17 protein-coding genes are annotated in these 16,445 nt (G+C 54.8%); 5 read left to right on the forward strand and 12 right to left on the reverse strand.

Going from position 1 to position 16,445, the window contains the following annotated elements; genetic code table 11:
• Positions 1-7: 7 nt before the first annotated feature.
• Together SH678x_RS01130 and SH678x_RS01135 are read right to left on the reverse strand one after the other, a co-directional pair.
• Positions 8-475 carry a flagellar basal body-associated FliL family protein gene (locus SH678x_RS01130; RefSeq protein ID WP_496921041.1) on the reverse strand — a complete coding sequence of 156 codons (468 nt, stop codon included), beginning with the start codon at positions 473-475 and terminating at the stop codon, positions 8-10.
• Position 476: 1 nt separating this feature from the next.
• The gene (locus tag SH678x_RS01135) at positions 477-1,004 is read right to left on the reverse strand and encodes a hypothetical protein (RefSeq protein ID WP_496921042.1); all 528 of its coding nucleotides are present in this window, start codon (positions 1,002-1,004) and stop codon (positions 477-479) included.
• 183 nt (positions 1,005-1,187) lie between these two features.
• Between SH678x_RS01135 and SH678x_RS01140 the strand changes: the two genes are divergently transcribed.
• Together SH678x_RS01140 and SH678x_RS01145 are read left to right on the forward strand one after the other, a co-directional pair.
• Positions 1,188-1,667: a hypothetical protein gene (locus tag SH678x_RS01140; RefSeq protein ID WP_496921043.1), complete on the forward strand. Its 480-nt coding sequence runs from the start codon at positions 1,188-1,190 to the stop codon at positions 1,665-1,667.
• 225 nt (positions 1,668-1,892) lie between these two features.
• Positions 1,893-3,374, forward strand: a complete 1,482-nt coding sequence (locus tag SH678x_RS01145; protein ID WP_496921044.1) for a Gfo/Idh/MocA family protein — start codon at positions 1,893-1,895, stop codon at positions 3,372-3,374.
• A gap of 16 nt (positions 3,375-3,390) precedes the next feature.
• On the opposite strand, the gene SH678x_RS01150 is transcribed toward SH678x_RS01145, so the two are convergent.
• The gene (locus tag SH678x_RS01150; RefSeq protein WP_496921045.1) at positions 3,391-4,713 is read right to left on the reverse strand and encodes an NAD(P)/FAD-dependent oxidoreductase; all 1,323 of its coding nucleotides are present in this window, start codon (positions 4,711-4,713) and stop codon (positions 3,391-3,393) included.
• Positions 4,714-4,731: 18 nt separating this feature from the next.
• Positions 4,732-5,223 (reverse strand): MarR family winged helix-turn-helix transcriptional regulator, encoded by a 492-nt coding sequence (locus tag SH678x_RS01155; protein WP_496921046.1) that lies wholly within the window; start codon positions 5,221-5,223, stop codon positions 4,732-4,734.
• A 163-nt stretch (positions 5,224-5,386) separates the two neighbouring features.
• On the opposite strand from SH678x_RS01155, the gene SH678x_RS01160 reads away from it, so the two are divergent.
• Positions 5,387-6,358, forward strand: a complete 972-nt coding sequence (locus SH678x_RS01160; protein WP_496921047.1) for an HDOD domain-containing protein — start codon at positions 5,387-5,389, stop codon at positions 6,356-6,358.
• Between the two features lie 6 nt (positions 6,359-6,364).
• On the opposite strand, the gene SH678x_RS01165 is transcribed toward SH678x_RS01160, so the two are convergent.
• From SH678x_RS01165 to SH678x_RS01175, 3 genes are all read right to left on the reverse strand, one after another.
• Positions 6,365-7,882, reverse strand: a complete 1,518-nt coding sequence (locus SH678x_RS01165) for an anti-sigma factor (RefSeq protein ID WP_496921048.1) — start codon at positions 7,880-7,882, stop codon at positions 6,365-6,367.
• Positions 7,879-8,538: an RNA polymerase sigma factor gene (locus tag SH678x_RS01170; RefSeq protein WP_496921049.1), complete on the reverse strand. Its 660-nt coding sequence runs from the start codon at positions 8,536-8,538 to the stop codon at positions 7,879-7,881. The genes SH678x_RS01165 and SH678x_RS01170 overlap by 4 nt, the downstream gene beginning before the upstream one ends.
• A gap of 78 nt (positions 8,539-8,616) precedes the next feature.
• The gene (locus SH678x_RS01175) at positions 8,617-9,369 is read right to left on the reverse strand and encodes a sugar phosphate isomerase/epimerase family protein (RefSeq protein WP_496921050.1); all 753 of its coding nucleotides are present in this window, start codon (positions 9,367-9,369) and stop codon (positions 8,617-8,619) included.
• Positions 9,370-9,600: 231 nt separating this feature from the next.
• On the opposite strand from SH678x_RS01175, the gene sppA reads away from it, so the two are divergent.
• Both sppA and rlmN read left to right on the forward strand, forming a co-directional pair.
• Positions 9,601-10,668, forward strand: a complete 1,068-nt coding sequence (sppA, locus tag SH678x_RS01180) for a signal peptide peptidase SppA (protein WP_496921051.1) — start codon at positions 9,601-9,603, stop codon at positions 10,666-10,668.
• Between the two features lie 12 nt (positions 10,669-10,680).
• A complete protein-coding gene (rlmN, locus tag SH678x_RS01185) occupies positions 10,681-11,760 on the forward strand; it encodes a dual-specificity RNA methyltransferase RlmN (RefSeq protein WP_496921052.1) in 1,080 nt (359 codons plus the stop codon).
• An 88-nt stretch (positions 11,761-11,848) separates the two neighbouring features.
• Here the strand turns inward: rlmN and SH678x_RS01190 are convergent, their stop codons facing one another.
• From SH678x_RS01190 to SH678x_RS01210, 5 genes are all read right to left on the reverse strand, one after another.
• A complete protein-coding gene (locus SH678x_RS01190; protein ID WP_496921053.1) occupies positions 11,849-12,880 on the reverse strand; it encodes a PDZ domain-containing protein in 1,032 nt (343 codons plus the stop codon).
• Positions 12,881-12,974: 94 nt separating this feature from the next.
• The gene (locus SH678x_RS01195; protein ID WP_496921054.1) at positions 12,975-13,673 is read right to left on the reverse strand and encodes a hypothetical protein; all 699 of its coding nucleotides are present in this window, start codon (positions 13,671-13,673) and stop codon (positions 12,975-12,977) included.
• A gap of 24 nt (positions 13,674-13,697) precedes the next feature.
• Positions 13,698-14,240 (reverse strand): RNA polymerase sigma factor, encoded by a 543-nt coding sequence (locus tag SH678x_RS01200; RefSeq protein ID WP_496921055.1) that lies wholly within the window; start codon positions 14,238-14,240, stop codon positions 13,698-13,700.
• A 122-nt stretch (positions 14,241-14,362) separates the two neighbouring features.
• On the reverse strand, positions 14,363-15,415 hold the full coding sequence (gene lgt / locus SH678x_RS01205; RefSeq protein WP_496921056.1) for a prolipoprotein diacylglyceryl transferase: 1,053 nt from the start codon (positions 15,413-15,415) through the stop codon (positions 14,363-14,365).
• A 727-nt stretch (positions 15,416-16,142) separates the two neighbouring features.
• On the reverse strand, positions 16,143-16,421 hold the full coding sequence (locus tag SH678x_RS01210) for a hypothetical protein (RefSeq protein WP_496921057.1): 279 nt from the start codon (positions 16,419-16,421) through the stop codon (positions 16,143-16,145).
• Positions 16,422-16,445 lie beyond the last annotated feature (24 nt).

The raw sequence follows: 16,445 nt of genomic DNA on the forward strand, positions 1-16,445 counted from the left end.
TTCGCGGCTACTGGCTGGAAAATGTAAAATTCGCGAAAAGGGCATCGGTAACAATCGGGTCCTTGAGCATCCGATTGATGCGATAAAGAATTTGCTTGCGGAAGCGAGTCAATTCAGGATCCAAAAAGTCATAGATCTCGGTCGCGCGCACGGCGACGATCACCTGCTCGCGCAAGCGGTGCTGCCACTTTTCCAATTCTTTAATCGTTTTGGGGTCGGTCTTGGGATCGAAAACCAAGTGCATGTCGAACGACATGTGAGCCGTGCGGCCTTGCGTCGGTTCAAGATTCATCAGTTGAATCGTGCCCAAATCCAATTTGAGAGTGACCTCAATATCACTGCTGGATTTTTTGGTCTCCTGTGGAGCTTCCTCCGCTTGCGCTGACGCATAGGTCTTGGTTGTTAAAACCGGCGAGGAAATAGCAACCAGCAGCAGGGCAATGGCTTTGATCAAATGAGGTTGTGATCGCTTCATGTCAAATAGGCTCCCAACCAAAGTCGACGAATGACAATTGACGAATGCGGTCGTCACCTAAAATTGGCCGGATCGCGTCGATGATTCGCGACTTGAGCGTTGCCCAGCGGCTGTCGTCGAGTTCATCCTTCGATGCTTCCCGGCAGATCGTCACCACGGTGTCGTCAAGCATGCCGCGATGACGTTCGCAGGCCGCCAACACGGCCTTTTTATCTTCGGGGGCGACGATTGCGTATAGCTCGAAGTGAACTTGCACCCAGAGCGGCTCGGTTTCGTCTTCCTCTTCTTCATCAGCGATCGAATGTGTTTCAGGTCGCGGCAGCGCACTGGCAATATTGTAAGTCCCTAAAGCAACTTCTTCGGCCGAATCCAGCGATGCGTCAACGTCGAGCTCATCGAGATAGGAATCGAATTTCTGTTTCTCGACTTCCGTACACCCCGCAATCAAAATGACCACCAGCGCCAAGAGGATGGCGATAATCAATTGGCAGGCGTGCCAACTTGGTTGTGGTGGGGCGATCGTTTTCATGAGATCGAAGTCGTGTTGGAAGCGACGTTAAGTGATATTTCTCTTAAAAATCATAGGTCACCCCTCGCCACGAAAACCAACCTATAGTTTTTCTGGGACGCGGTGCGCTTGCACAATATTGCAGGCTTTTTCCTGATTTGCCGGTTATAACTGCGTCGACTTTGGCTATTTGTTTCTAATCACATGAAGATCGTTCAATCAATTTCTGAGGGGCTCAGTTGCCTGCGGCAGGGGGGATTGCTTGCCGTGATTTTCGTTGCTTTGCATAGTGTCGGCCTGACGGGTTGCTACGATGCGAAGGCGTTGGTCGATGCCCGTCGTGCCGTCGCGGTGCGAGCGCGCCTGGTCGAGGTCGATTTGGGTGAATTCCGCATTACGCTCCCCGGCCCATATACCGAGCGTAAACGTGCCGAAATTCATTTCCGTGCGTTCGGCCAAGTGGCGAACCGCGATCTGAAGCTCATCAAAGAAACGCTGGAAAAAAACGGCCCCGACCTGCAAAACCGCCTGTTGATGGTCGTGCGGCAAATGAAAATGCGAGAAATTCAAGAACCCTCGCTCAACACGCTCCGTAGCAGTATTGCCAGCGCCATCAACGATACTTTGCCGGGAGACCCACTCCAGTCTGTGGGTTTTTACCACTTTGGTTTTGTCAATCTGTAGGCGAAACCAGCGAAATCTTCCATGGCTTGGCAAGCCGCAAAAGGTACTTTTTCCGCACCGCCAATTTCATTTTGGGGGTGATTTGCTAGAATCAAATTGACGCGACCTGCTTGCCATTCGTGCGAGAATCGTGTCGCTAATCCTTCCCGTATTCTTCCCTTGCCGCCGCGCTTTCCGGGGGTTCGTGGTGGCTTAATCCACTTTTTCCATGGAGAAAGTTTTTCTATGACTCAAGACGAAAATGTAACCCGGCGACAATTCATTCGCACCGGTGCGACAACCGCCGCCATGGTGAGCGCGGCCAGCGTGATCGCGGCCCCCGCACCCGCTGAGGCCGTCGGCGCCAACGAGCGCCTGCGCATTGGTTTCATCGGTCCTGGTGGACGCGGCCTTTCGGGGCACGTTGGTCCCTTGTGCCGCCTTCGCAAAGATGGCTTGCCCATCGAGCTTGTCGCGGTTAACGACGTTTACGTTAAGAATGCCGACAACGCATTCAACATGATTAAGAATGAAACCGGCACCGAGCCCAAGCGTTATGATGACTATCGCGACCTGCTCGCTGATAAGGATATCGACGCGGTTTGTATTGGTACGCCTGACCACTGGCATGCCAAGCAGACGATCGACGCGCTCAATGCCGGTAAGCATGTCTATTGCGAAAAGCCGATGACGCACACGATCGAGGAAGCCTTCGACGTTGTGAAAGCTTGGAAAGATACCGGCAAAGTCATGCAGGTCGGCGTGCAATCGACGGCGCTACCCGTTTGGGCCCAGGCCAACGAAATGCTTTGCAGCGGCGATCTTGGTAAAGTGTTGATGTTCCAAACCGAGTTCTTCCGCAACTCGAACGTAGGGCAATGGCGATACTATCCGCTCGAAAAAGAAATGACCCCCAAGACGATCAATTGGAAAGCGTGGCTCGGCACCGAAGAAGGTCTTGCTCCTGACATGCCTTTCGATCGTGCCATCTACGCCCAGTGGCGTCGGTTCTGGCCGTTTGGCTCCGGCATGTACACCGATCTGTTTGTCCATCGCACCACGTCGATGCTCAAGGCCACGGGCTTGCGTTTCCCGCGCCGTGTTGTCGGTGCAGGCGGTATTTTCTTGGAATACGACGGACGCGACGTTCCCGACGTGGCCACCGTTGTTGCCGATTACGATGAGGGCGTTCAGGGTCTCATCACGGCGACAATGTCGTGTGCCGATACGCCAATCAAGCAGCTCATTCGTGGGCACTTTGGCTCGCTTGTGTTCGGTAACGGCGAAGAATTCGACGGGTTCGACTTTGTCGCCGAGCGGCCGCAAGTCACGTTGAATAGCAAGATCAAGAATAAGCGGGTCGACGTTGGCAAAGTGGCCGATAGCACTTATGACCACCAAAAGAATTTTGTCGAGTGTTGCATGAATGGCACACCAGACAAAGTGAACTGCCCGCCCGACCTGGGAGCCGCCGCGATTGTGACCGTCAATTTGGGGTCACGCAGCTACCGCGAAGGCAAGGTTTTCCACTTCGATTCCAAGACCAACACCATCAGCGATGGCAATGCGGATTGGTCTCGGCAATGGGAGAAGCTTTCCCACGAACGTGGCAAGCCTCATCACATTGCCGGTTGGAAGGGTGGCGATAAAGGCAGTACCTTGGTCGACCCTGATTACCAAAAGCTCGAAGGTCCTTGGATCGACGGCAAAGACCCTGCCGTAGCCTAATCGCTCACGTAAGAAATTACACGCGCGGTCCGGTCGGTAAGTGTAACTCGTTGTGCTTAGTGAGAGCCGCTTCCTGGGGAGTTCCATCACTCCAGGAAGCCGGCTCTCTTTTTTCGTTGGGATACATCGACTCCATCGGTTCCCAGACTTTATCGACTTTGTCGGTGAAGAGGTCACCGATCAGCAGGTCCGTCACTGTGCCGCGCATGTCGGGATACTCGCGCATAAAGTTGCCGAAGCTGAAGCCGTTGTAGTATTCACAAACGAGGCGACGCATACGGTCGATCCCTTCGTTCAAGGTCGGGCCCCATTGGCCGAGCTGTGCGGCCGATGTGTCACCCTTCGCAAGTCCCTCGGTAATGGCATCGGCGGCCATCTCGCCCGATTTCAACGCAAGTAATACGCCGGAGGAATACAGCGGATCGAGAAATCCAAAGGCATCTCCGATCAAGACCCACCCCTCGCCGGCGACTTCTTTCGCACGATACGAATAATCACGCGTAGCGAAGTAGCCGGTGATCCGCTCGGCGCCTGCGATGCGTTGCTTCACTGCGGCACACTTTTCCACTTCTTCATGATAAATCTGCTCATGGTCGGATCGGCCAGCAAACATATAGTCGAAGGGTGCCACTACGCCGACGCTGACGCGGTTGTCGTGCAGAGGGATGTACCAAAACCAACCTTGGCGATTCTCGAGCTGTAAGACGCTCGTTGCCCCTTCATTCTTGCCGGTGTCTCGATAAGCGCCTTGCCAATAGGTCCAAACGGCTCCCTTGTTGAGCACGGGGTCCCAGATTCGCAATTTGAACTTGTTCATCAACAGGCCGCTTTGCCCGCTGGCATCGACGACGACTTTGGCGCGAACTTCTTGTGTTGTTCCATCTTCGAGTTGAATTACCACGCCGACCGCGCGTTCCCCTTCGAGAATCACATCCCGCACACGAACACCTTCATGGGCCGACACACCATGCTCACGGGCATTGCAGAGCAGCATTTGATCGAATTCGCTCCGCACCACCTGCCAGGTTTGCGAACATTCGTGCGGCTTGTTGTCGTAAAAATAAAACGGAGCCGATTGCTTGCCGTTCGCGTTCACAAACTGCACGCTGTGTTTGTGGACGAAGTGGCTGGCCCGCAATTTGGGGAGCATGTTCAGGCGTTCGAGCACCCAATAGGTTTCCGGAATGAGCGATTCCCCGATATGAAACCGTGGGAAGTGTTCGCGCTCGAACAGTTCAACGCGATAACCTTTTTGGGCGATGAGTGTCGCGGCCGTGGAACCGGCAGGTCCGCCGCCAATGACGATCACATCGGGATTACTGGAAATTGTTGCCACCATCGATAGGCCTCCACCAAATTACTTCCAATGACTGTCTGCCGATTCATGCGGGCCGCGAGCCTTGCGCAGCAAGCTACAAAGCAGCTTAAGGTCCGCCGCTGACATATGCCCCAATTGTTGCGAATGGCACTCATGCAGTCGCTCGGCGATCTGGCCAAGGAGTGCCAGGCCCGATTCTGTGGCCCGCACTTCCACGACGCGGCGATTCTCCTCGCGTCGCAGTCGCTCGACCAACCCACGTTCGGCGAGTCGGTCGATCATGCGCGTGATATCCGGTGCTCGCGATACCAGCTGTGAGGCAAGTTGCAGCGTTTGATAACCGTCGGGATATTGGGTTTGTAACAACCGCAGCACGTTGTACTGCTGAGGGGTCAAATCGAATTCGCTGAAAAGCTCGTCCTCGAGCGCGCGGAGCCGGTCATACGTTCGCCAGACGTTGAGAAACGCTTCCTGTTCCAGGGAATCGAAATTCACCGCTCGGCGGGTGCTGCGATCGCGTTGGGTCGTCATAACAGCATCGTAGGTGTTGGAACAACAGTTGTCCAGACAAGTGTTAGATCGGCGAGAAGGCGGCAATTTCCCGACTATTTCCGTTCGGAACGCCGCAAATAGCTGTGAGCTATGTTTAAGTTGCGGCTGGGAAAGTCACTCCAAACTCCTAGAGACGTTATCCGTGCCCAACAGCGACAGCGATTCATCGGTATCAATCGAGCAACTTTTGCGCAGGCTGGAAAAGCTCCATTCTTCACCCGCCGTAGCCTTGAGAGTCCTCGAGATCACGCGAGATCCCGAATACGATGCCAGCGAGGTGACGGCTTGCCTGGAACACGATCCGTCGTTGACGGCTGCCGTGTTGCGACTTGTCAATTCGTCGTACTACAGTTTGCCCAACAAGGTTACTGAAATTCAACGAGCCATCGCCTATTTGGGTCGGCGCTCCTTGCGACTCACCGTGCTTGGCTTCGGTTTAACAAAAGCCTTGTCGCAAGGTTGCCCCAAGGCGATCCATCAACAGTATTGGCGGCGGTCGATCACTTTGGCCGTGGCCGCGCGAAAATTGGCCGAACGCAAGGCCGATCCCGCGGTCAGTCCCGAAGCGGCCTTTGCCGCTGGTTTGTTGGCCGACCTGGGGATGTTGGTGCTGGCTCAGTTAGAAACAGAAAAATATCTGGCCGTATGTGACGCCGACGATCACATCGTCACACAGCTTGCCAAAGAGCGAGAACTCTTCGGCTTCACTCACGTGGAAGTCGGCACGCAATTGATGGAGTATTGGAAGCTTCCCAGTGAGTTGATTGAAGCCGTCGGCCATCACCATAAAGCCCCCGTTGACGCTCAGCCTCTCAGTCACGTGCTGAAAACTGCGAATTTGTTGGCCGAGGTTTTGTGGACTTCTGATAGCCCCCACATGCGCCTTCTGTTGCCGTTGTTAAAAACGCGCTTTGATTTGGGTATCGACGATCTCATCGTTCTTGCCACTGAGTGTAAACGGTCCGTCGAAGAGAGCGTGGAGATCTTTCAAGTGCGTTTGGACGACAAGATTGACGTCGACGCCTTGCAGCGCGAAGCGCAGGCGCTCTACGAAGCAGCTTTATTCGAGATGTCTGCTGATCTCGACACTCATGAAGCAGCCGCGAGTTTCTGAGCGGAGCTAACGAGTCGGCTCGGGCCTGAAAGCTTCCTCTGGTGGGGGTGGGCCAGGGGGGCCGTCGTCGGGATGTTCACCGGGTGGAGGTCCAAATCCACGTGGTCCTCGCGGCTCGTCAAATCGATCCGGTGGGGGGCCAAAACCACGTCCCCGCCCACGCGGTGGGCCGAATGGGCTTGCGTTCGGTGGGAATTTCACCGGCAACTCACCGCGAAAAAACAATCCCTTGAGTTGCTGCTTCATTTTGTCGAGCGGCATAGCCAGCAATTGTTCTTTGGTCGCCGCGTCGGTCTCTTCGACAAACAGGCGTTCGAGTTCCTGCTGGGAAACTTCGTTGAGAAACTTGGGATCACCCCGACTTTCATCACGCCGACGATTTTGCATCACCCAACGGGCGATTTGTTGATTTTGTTGTGCCGGAGTAAACTGCTCAAACTTGGCCCGATTCTGTTCCGACAACGAGTTCACAATCTGAGGAAGCCATTCGTCGCGATGGTCCATCACCTCTTGCCGAAGCTGGAAAACTAGCCGCGAGCCACGATCTCGGCTAGGAAGACCATCAAATTGTCCTGGTCCTTGTGGTCCAGGTCTCTGGGGCGGTGTTCGAGGTATTAACTGTTCTCGGATTGAAGAGAAGACTCGCTCCAAACGTCGAAATTCCTCAGGTGATAGATCAAGCCATTGGTTATTGGCTTCACGACGTTGTTCGGTAACGATCTCTTGAATGGCTTCATCAACAGGTTTATTGCGTAGCTCAAATTGACGGCTCGCGGGGAGGGTGTTTAGCCAAGCTTGATATTGCAACAACACATGCGCAAGTTCGTCGCGATTCGTTGCGGTAGCAACGGAAGTGTTCAATTCGCGTAGGTGGGATTGTTCTTGCGGCGACATGGCCAGGAATCTGTTGTAGCGAGCACGCAAAGCAGCCCGATCTTCATCATCGAGTTGCTCGACCCAATCACGGCGAGACTGGGTTGCAGAGACAGCTTGGAAATCAGCCATTTGGGCTTCCAGGTCAGCCGCGGGCAAATCGGCCATCCAAACATGGTCACCCATTTCGTCGTGCAGCTTGCGCAAAAAGTCAGCGCTACGGATCTGCGAGTAAACGTCCATATATTGGATCGTCGGCAGGTCCGCGAGCAAAACACGATTAGGATTCTCGCGAACAAGTCGCACCATCAGCAGCGCGAGTGTCGCCGCGGTTGCGACCAGCAAAACTTTGCCAAGAACATTGTTGCGACGACGAATGGGCAGGGCCCGCGTTTTTTCAACGATCTCCTGCCGCGCCGCTCCCACGACCATTTCCATGGTGGTCTGCGAGAATTTGTCGTCGACTTTAGTGATGGGCAGAACATCCAAAGCCGACCACGCACGTTCGATGCTTTGCAGTTCCGCGCGAAATTCAGCGTCTTCAGCAAGCTGGCGTTCCACGAGCGACATCTCGACGGGCGAGAGTTCGCCGTCGAGATAAGCCACCATCTGTTCCAGGCGGCGATCGTCGTTCGTGGGGGTGTTGCTCATGATTTGTCAGAAGATGCCGCGGGGGTGATCTTGATGCCTTGTTGCAAATAAGGTTCGAGGACCTCGCGTAAATTGGCACGCGCTCGGGAGAGCAGCGATTTCACGGCCTGTGGGGTAAGCTCCATCACCTCGGCAATTTCTTCATAACCTAAGTGTTCAAACTTGTTGAGCAGCACGGCCATGCGCTGTCGCTCGTTCAGTGCGGCGATGGCCACTTGCACGACACTGCTCAATTCCGCCTTATCAAGTTGTCTCGTGGGCATCAAACCACTTGCCGCCAGGGCTGTGTGATCGATGGGGTTGCCGCTGAACTCGCCCGATTCCTGCCCCACGAGATTCACCTCGCGACGGCGCGAGAGTGATCGGCGTGAATTTGAAGCGACATTATGGGCGATCGTGTACAGCCAAGTCGAAAACTTCGAGCCTGGCGTGTATCGTTTCCGCGAGCGGTAGACTCGCATGAAAATATCTTGCGTCAAATCTTCCGCCAGATCGCGTTTCCCCACCAGGTGGGTCATCAGCGAGGCCACGCGATTCTGATAACGCAGCATCAACTCTTCAAACGCGCCGGCATCATCCTGCTGAACGCGCAGCATCAAGCGTACGTCAGGATCTTCGGCGGTATAGCGCGCGGCAGTGGAATCGCTGATGGCCAATCGACTTCTCCGGGAAGCGAACGATCTCTACAGAATGATACACTCGCGCCGCAGAAAAGTTTCGCTTGGCCGGCGTGCCTACAGCAAACTATCGAGCAGCAGCCGCATTTTGCGCATTTCGGCACGGTGGTCGTGGCCAGCAATGGGAGTCATATGAATCGACAGGGCCCGGTCGTAGCCAACCTGTTGGAGTTGCGTGATCAGCCGTCCGTAGTCGACTTCGCCTTGGCCCACACGGACGTGCAGTTGGCTCTTCGTTGAATCACGCAAATGAACATGAAACACGTAGGACATGACTTTGGAAAAGTCGCGCCCCTGGCGTGGACCGGCGATGTAGTGCGACGGATCGAGCGCGAGTCCCAAACCCTTGACGTTGTCGCAGAGCACGACGGCCGTATCGGGGTCTTCGGTCATGCAGCCGATTTGCGTCTTGAGCGCTACCAGACAACCTTCTCGCGCTGCAATCTTGACCAGTTCGCGCAGGCGTTCGATTTCTTCGTTGAAAGGGGTTCCCAGTTCCGCCGCGGGAACCACCAGCGGAACCACCCGCAGAGACTTGGCTAACTTGCAACAGGCGGCGAAGCGTTCGTAGTACGGTCCCCCCCAAGGGCCTGGATCGACCGAGAAGGCGCTGATCACGAGCCGGCTCGTGTCGCGGCAAACTTCCGAGGCGTGATCGAAGTCTGCTAGCACGCTCGAGGGCTTCATCCAGCTGAACCCTTCTTCGTGAAGTGGCAATTCGACCGAAGTAAACTCCAAATCGACCAACAGGGGAAGAATTTCATCCCGAGGATAATCAGAAAAACATTCTGCTGCAGCGCTGACGAACAAACCGCCCACTCCTTTCCGGGGAGAATCCCCGTCGCTTGATTCAACTTTTGATAGGGTACTTTAACGGCAATGGGGGCCCACTGGCAACACCACGCGGGGAAGAGATCGTTGTCTCGCGGTCCCCTGGTAGTAGAATGGGAAAAACCGCAGTTGCACGGCATGGTTGTCGAGCGAGCAAACTTCTTGCCTTGCCAGCAGCGTGCGTCCTGTCCTTTCTCGATGGATTGAAACATGTCAGAAACGTCATCTTCCCCCACGCAAAATCCCCCGCCACAGATCATTGTGCAGCAACAGCAGACCGCCTTTGGCCGCTATGGCAAGCTGCTGTTGGTGCTGCTGGGCCTAGCCATCATGACGATCATTGGCATGTCGGCGGCTTACGAAAGTTATTTCAGCTCGGCCGACGGCCCCCAAGAGAAGTATCACTCGCTTAGCAAGACTGCCTCGGACAAAATCGTCGTGGTCGATATCTCGGGGACGATCATCGAAAGCGATGGCTTTGCCAAAAAGCAATTGGATCGCGTGCGCGAAGACGACAACGTGGTAGCCGTTGTGTTGCGGATCGATTCCCCCGGCGGCACGGTCACGGGGAGCGACTATATCTATCACCACGTGCAAGAATTGATCGAAGACCGTGATTTGCCCGTGGTGGTGAGTATGGGCAGCATCTGTGCCAGTGGCGGCTATTACATCGCCATGGCGGCGGGAAATCATGAGAACGTCATCTTCGCCGAGCCAACGACGTGGACCGGTTCCATCGGTGTCGTGATCCCTCATTACGATCTCTCGGGCTTGCTGGCCGACTATCAGGTGAAAGACGATTCGATCGCCAGCCACAAATACAAACTCATGGGGAGCCCCACGCGCGAGCTTTCCAGTGCCGATCGTGCCGAAGAGCGCAAGCTGTTGCAGGATTTGGTGAACATCAGCTTCGAGCGATTCAAGGAGATTGTCACGAATGGCCGTCCTAAATTGAAGGCAGATCCCGAGAAGCTTGCCAAAGCGACCACAGGCCAGATTTTCACGGCCACACAAGCGTTGGAGTTAGGACTCGTGGACAAAATCGGCTTTATCGAAGAAGCCATCGAACGTGCTGCCGAGTTGGCGGGTAAAAACACGGCTGACGTTCGCTGCGTGAAGTACGAGCAGCCGGCCACGTTCAGTTCGCTCTTGAGTATGAAGGCACCGACGTCACAAGGAGTGTCGCTCGATCTGAAAGGGATTTTCGATCTCGCCGTGCCCCGGGCGTATTACGTTTGCACCACCTTGCCGGCGCTCTTGGGCGTCGGGGCCCAGTAACGAAAGCTTGTCGTGCAACTGCCGATCATTACGCCCGTTAAGCCTGCTTTGCCCTCTTTGTTGAACTGCTTGGGGGATGAGTTCGCAGCTTGGTGCGCCGATCACAAGCTTCCCAAGTTTCGTGTCGCGCAAGTGCGCAATTGGCTGTTCAAACGTCGGGCTACCGATTGGGCCGAAATGAGCGATCTGCCCAAATTGCTCCGCGAGCAACTGCAGCAGGAGTGGCAATTCTGGACCAGCGAGATTGTTCGTCATACCCAAGCCGAGGACGGTACCGAAAAACTGCTTTTGAAATTGGCCGACGGCGGCCAGATCGAGTGCGTGCTGTTGCGGGATGAAGTCCGCCGCACGATTTGCATCAGCACGCAAGTTGGATGCGGCATGGGTTGCGTCTTTTGTGCGAGTGGTTTAGATGGCGTGGACCGCAATCTCACGACCGGTGAAATTATTGAGCAGATGTTGCGATTGCAACAGCTCTTGGGCCCCGAAGAGCGCTTAAGCCATATCGTGGTTATGGGGATGGGTGAACCGCTGGCGAATCTCGACGGACTCTTGCCCGCGCTCGCTGAAGCCAATCGCGAAGACGGTCTGGACATCAGCGCCCGGCGGATCACGATTTCAACCGTCGGATTGCCAAAACCCTTGGAGCGATTGAGCCGCGAAGAGGCGACCTATCGATTGGCCATCTCGCTGCACGCGCCGAACGATGAACTTCGCAACGAGCTTGTCCCCGTGAACAAGAACATCGGCCTCAAAGCCATTCTCGCCGCGGCGGATAATTATTTTGCCGTTTCGGGGCGAAGGCTGACCTTCGAATACGTCCTGCTCGCCGACATCAACGACCATGCCAGCCATGCACGCGAGCTCGTCCAATTGCTCGCCGGTCGCGAAGCCCTGCTCAATGTAATCCCCTACAATCCCGTGGCCGGGTTGCCGTATGGCACGCCCACGAGTGAAAGCCAGCAACAATTTCGCCGGATTCTCGAAGCAGGGGGTATTCGCGTGCGCTTTCGTCATCGCAAGGGAGATCGAATCGACGCCGCTTGCGGGCAGTTGCGCCGCTCACAGATGGCCACAGCCGCAGATAGCTAAAAGCCTAACCCATCAAATGAAACCGACCGGGTGGCAAGCTCCGCTCACCATCCGGCCGGTTATCGGGGGAGACATCAATTCGTTAACTTCATTCCGCGGCTTTGGCTTCTTCATCAAGCCGTTGACGCAACTGATCGAGTTGCTTTTCCATTTCCTGCATACGCTTGGCCAACTCATCCTCTTGACCCTGGAAATCGCCCATGCCGGGGATGTTGCCAAGGTGTCTGGGAATTGCATGACGCAATTGGCCTTCGAGATCTAGGTTCCCTACGTTGATTCCACCCTGACCGTTCAGCATGCCGCTGACAAATCCGCGAACATCTTCGGGAAGGTCGGCCAACGCTTTTTCATCGTCGCTGTTGACGGTCCAGGTTTGATCACCCTTTTTGACGGTGATCTGTGCAGGGCCCTCGCCGTTGCGAGCGATCGAAACCGAGATGCCATTGGGAACGGCATTCACGTCAAAATCACGATTGCCAAGCACCATGCCGGGGCCGATGACACGCATGCCAGGAAGACCTGCACCCCCTTGGAGTTGTTGCAGCAAGCGACCGACGTCGCCGCCGAGCATCTCTTGGCCGGGCAGACCGAATTCATTCCCAACTCCAACTTGCTGTTGATAATCAGCAGGCCGTTGTTCGGGTGTAACCGTAATTGTGATTTCTTTGCCCAAACGCAAGAGCTGAAGTTCGAGCGGCTTGTCTTGTCCCGTCTGCACGTGCTGTTGCAAAGTTTCCATCGAATCGACGACGTCGTCGTTGGCACGCAGGATAATGTCGTGTTTACGCAGGCCCGCTTTTTCGGCGGGGCTCTTGGGAACGATGTCTTCAATCACGATGCCCATGTCTTCGGCCAATTGAAGCTGGGTCCGCAACACGGGGTCTTCCACGCCACGGCCACGCAGACCAATCCAATAGGAAGTTTCCTGAGGAGCAGCAGGATCTTGATCGGTGACGGGAGTTGCCTCGTTGCCTTTCTCAGGTCCAATCTGAACGATGGGCCCTTCGAGCTCTTCTTGTTCTTGTGCAAAGGCAAATTGGTGTGATTGCAATCCCACGCCCGCAACCGCCGCCATCAAGGCGACGACCATAATATCCCAAGGTGATTTATTACGTTTCATGATAAGAGTCCTCCATTTAGGTTCATTCGTCGAGGGAATGTGTTCATTGGTATAAAACTTGATGAAAAACAAAGAAAGCTCAATCGCATACGAATCAGTAAACGGGCCGGTTCACGGGAACAACGTAGGTGTCGTTCACCGGCACGACCATCGGCACAACTTCTTTGCCTTGCTCGAAGAACAAGGGGGCAAAGCGTTGTTTGCTGTGAACGTCGTAACCTTGGTTTTGCAAGCCAGCACGTACTTCGGCGGGAACTTGCGGGCCAAGCTGGGCCCATTCGTTGCCGAGATCACCGGCGTCCATGAGTGGCAAACGAACGCGCTGGTGTTGTCCTTGTGAGTCTCTAACAAGCAGCGTGACGACGTCCCGCGAATCTTCTGGCCCTGAATCTTCAGGATTGAGGGCGACGATTTTATTGTTGGACGCTTGGCTATTCACAGAGTGGCTGGTCAAATTGACGAGCTCTTGGGGGCCGTTCATATTCCAACCGATCCCAAACGCCAGGAAAGCGCTGGCCGCCATCGCCATGCTGCTGTTGAGCCACTTCATGGGTCGTGCGGGGAGCGACGTGGGCGCTGTCGCTTCAACCCGCACGACCGTGGGAAGTGCATCGTTTTTGACGAACGATTGGAATTCGCTTCGCCAAGTTTGAGCTTCCAACAAGGCCAGCGCACAACGCCGCCAGCCATCGGTTCGATTGTCCAAGGACGACAACAGTTCCTGCCGCTCGGCAAGCGATAGCTCGCCATCGGCCAGGCGATCAAAAATCAAGTTGTCATCGTGATCGGTCATATTCAAAAACTATGTATTCAAACACTACTGCGGAACGATTTCCGGCGCGAGTTGCGATAAGGCTTGCCGCATTTTATGGCGAGCCCGATGCAGCCGGGCTTCGACCGTGCTGACGGTTACCCCCAAGTGCTCGGCCAGTTGTCGATAACTCCAATCTTCGGTGTATTTCAGTAACAAAAGTTCCGCATCACGCGCGGGAAGTGTCTTCACGGCTGTTCGTACGATCCGTCGTTGTTCGTCGGCCAGCAGCCAATCCAGGGGGTCGGGTTCTGTTTCGGATAACTGATCCGCTTGTTCGGCGGCATAGCGTTCAATCAAACGACGACCACGACCCAACCGGCGACGATGTTGCAACGCACAAGTCACCGCCACGCGATACAACCAAGGGGCCAGTTTTTGCGGATCGCGCAAACGGTCCGCATGCTTCACCGCCGCGAACTGAACCTCCTGCAAAACTTCATCAAGGGCCTGCAATTCCACCCCACGCGCACGCAGGACCGTCGCGAGCCAGCGACGATGCTCAGACAGCGCTTGCTGCCAATCAATCGTGGGTTGGGACGAGCCCATAACGAGTCGTTTTATCGTTCACAGAGAGAGTTACCGCTACGCTGATCGTCTTGCGAAGAATCTGAGAAAATTCTCCGATTTCTTGGCAAGTTGCCTCACTGCAAGAAGTTATTCGCGCACGCCTATGCGGAATAACTCGCGAATGTCGCCCGGTGGGGCTGCTGCCGCAGCAGCAAACCCCAGCCAGCTAAAGCCAGTACGAAGAACACGATGCTGAAGTTCTGCGAAATACTCAGACCCGTCCCAAAAACAGCCGATTCGTCCACCCGGATGACTTCCAGCAGAAACCTGGAAATTGGGTGCAAGATTAGCATCCAGGCCGTCACTTCGCCGTCGCGGCGGCGGAACGGGTAGTACGACCATAAAAACCAGCACAATAGGCCGGCGTCGATCGCGCTATACAGCTGCGTGGGGTGAACGGGCAAACTCCGGGCGGGGAGAGCAGCCGAGTCGAGCGTCATGCCTTCGCCAAACCGGCCCGCATCGAGTTGTTCCATGTACGGCAAACTCTCGCGGGGAAAAGTCACAGCCCAGGGCAGATCGCATTCCCCGCCGTAACAACAGCCATTCATGAAGCAGCCAATCCGGCCAAAGGCGAGGCCGATCAAAAAGCTCGGCGCGAGCAAGTCCGCCATCGCCAGCAGCGGCAGCTTATGCCGCCACACAAACCACACCACGGCCGCGGCCGCGCCGAGGAAAGCTCCATAAACAACGAGCCCCCCTTCGGTGAACTTCAAAACGTTGAGTAGCGTTTCGCTGAAGCTGTCGGACTTAAATCGCGTGTCCCAATATTCGATGACATAGAACAAACGCGCACCAATGATTCCCGACAGCAAGAGGCTGAACGCGAGCGAGAGAATTGCGTCGGTGGGCAGCCCCACTTGTTGCGCGCGGTGCATCGCCAGCAGGATTCCGGAAATGACTCCGCACAAGACCATCAAGCCATAGCCACGAATGGGCAGCCCCTCGGGAAAGAATCGCGGGAGCAGCACGATGGCGATGCTGCCAATCACCAACCCGGGGAGCAATTCTTTCCACGAAGTTTCACCGGCTCGTTTGGAGAGAAACACCATCCCCCCAAGGCAGCCGATGATCCACAGCACCAGCACAACGCCGAACCCAAACAGCGGCACGCCGGCCATTTCAAGGGGAATACGGAACAATTCAGAACGCATAATCTCGGCACCATCTTCTAGGGTTGCTAGCAGCGCGACTGCTTTCGCGAGGACACCATTATCGCGATTCCAGGTAGCCGTTCAACGTCGATTTTTGGCAGGGGTGAATGTATTACACCACGGAGACACAGAGTTCACAGAGGGGAACCACGAATTGGACGAATAGCACGAATTAGTATGAGGGGACAGAGGGTATGCCACCCGCTGAGCTTGGCCAGGTTGGCCAGCTTTGCTTGGTTTGCAGCCCCCTGGCACGCAAAGCTCGATTTTTCGCGCGTGCGCTGGGGTCCCAACTTTTGTGACGAAACTCTTGGGTTTTGTCACTCGGTCATGTCGCAAGTGTTGATCGTTCAAGCGATTGCGAAATTGGCACGTTCCAAAAGGAGTCGACTTTTGGACAAAACGTAGGAGTTAACGCGCTTCAAAAGTGGACTCTACGGATCTAATTATCAAAGAACACACGCCTTTGTGGCGAGCGTGTATTTTAACCAATTGAGGTGGCCAAATCTTGGAGATTTTTGGCCGCATAGAATTTCGAGGGTAGCACTGATACTTCGTCCTGAGAACTTGCTGAATACCGAAAGGCTTTGCAGGACAAGTATCAGTGTCGCTTGCGACAAGAAGTGATTCGTGCCGAAAACGTCTTGTGCTGCGCACACCGACACGAATCCGGTTGAGTTTTAGCGTCGTCGGTCCGATTTGCGGATGTCGTGTCTGTGCTACCCGGCTATATCAAGCGAACGATTTTAAGAATGATTGGAATAACAAGAATCGCAAATAAAACTTTCAAACAGAAGAAATATCTTTTTTGGTATTTTGCTCCCACCTCAGTGAATTCGGAAGCTGGAGCATAAATACTCTGAAAATAGGGATGGCTCGGCTTGCGATGGCGCATAGCTGTAAAGAAGCAGTAAAATGCGTATATTCCAAGCGGAAATGCTATTGGTATCAACAGTTGCAAGACGACGACATCACTAACTTTCTCATTGATCATTTCATCGACCATTCCCGATATCACACACTAAACTCT

The organism is Bythopirellula superficialaquae (assembly GCF_059632245.1).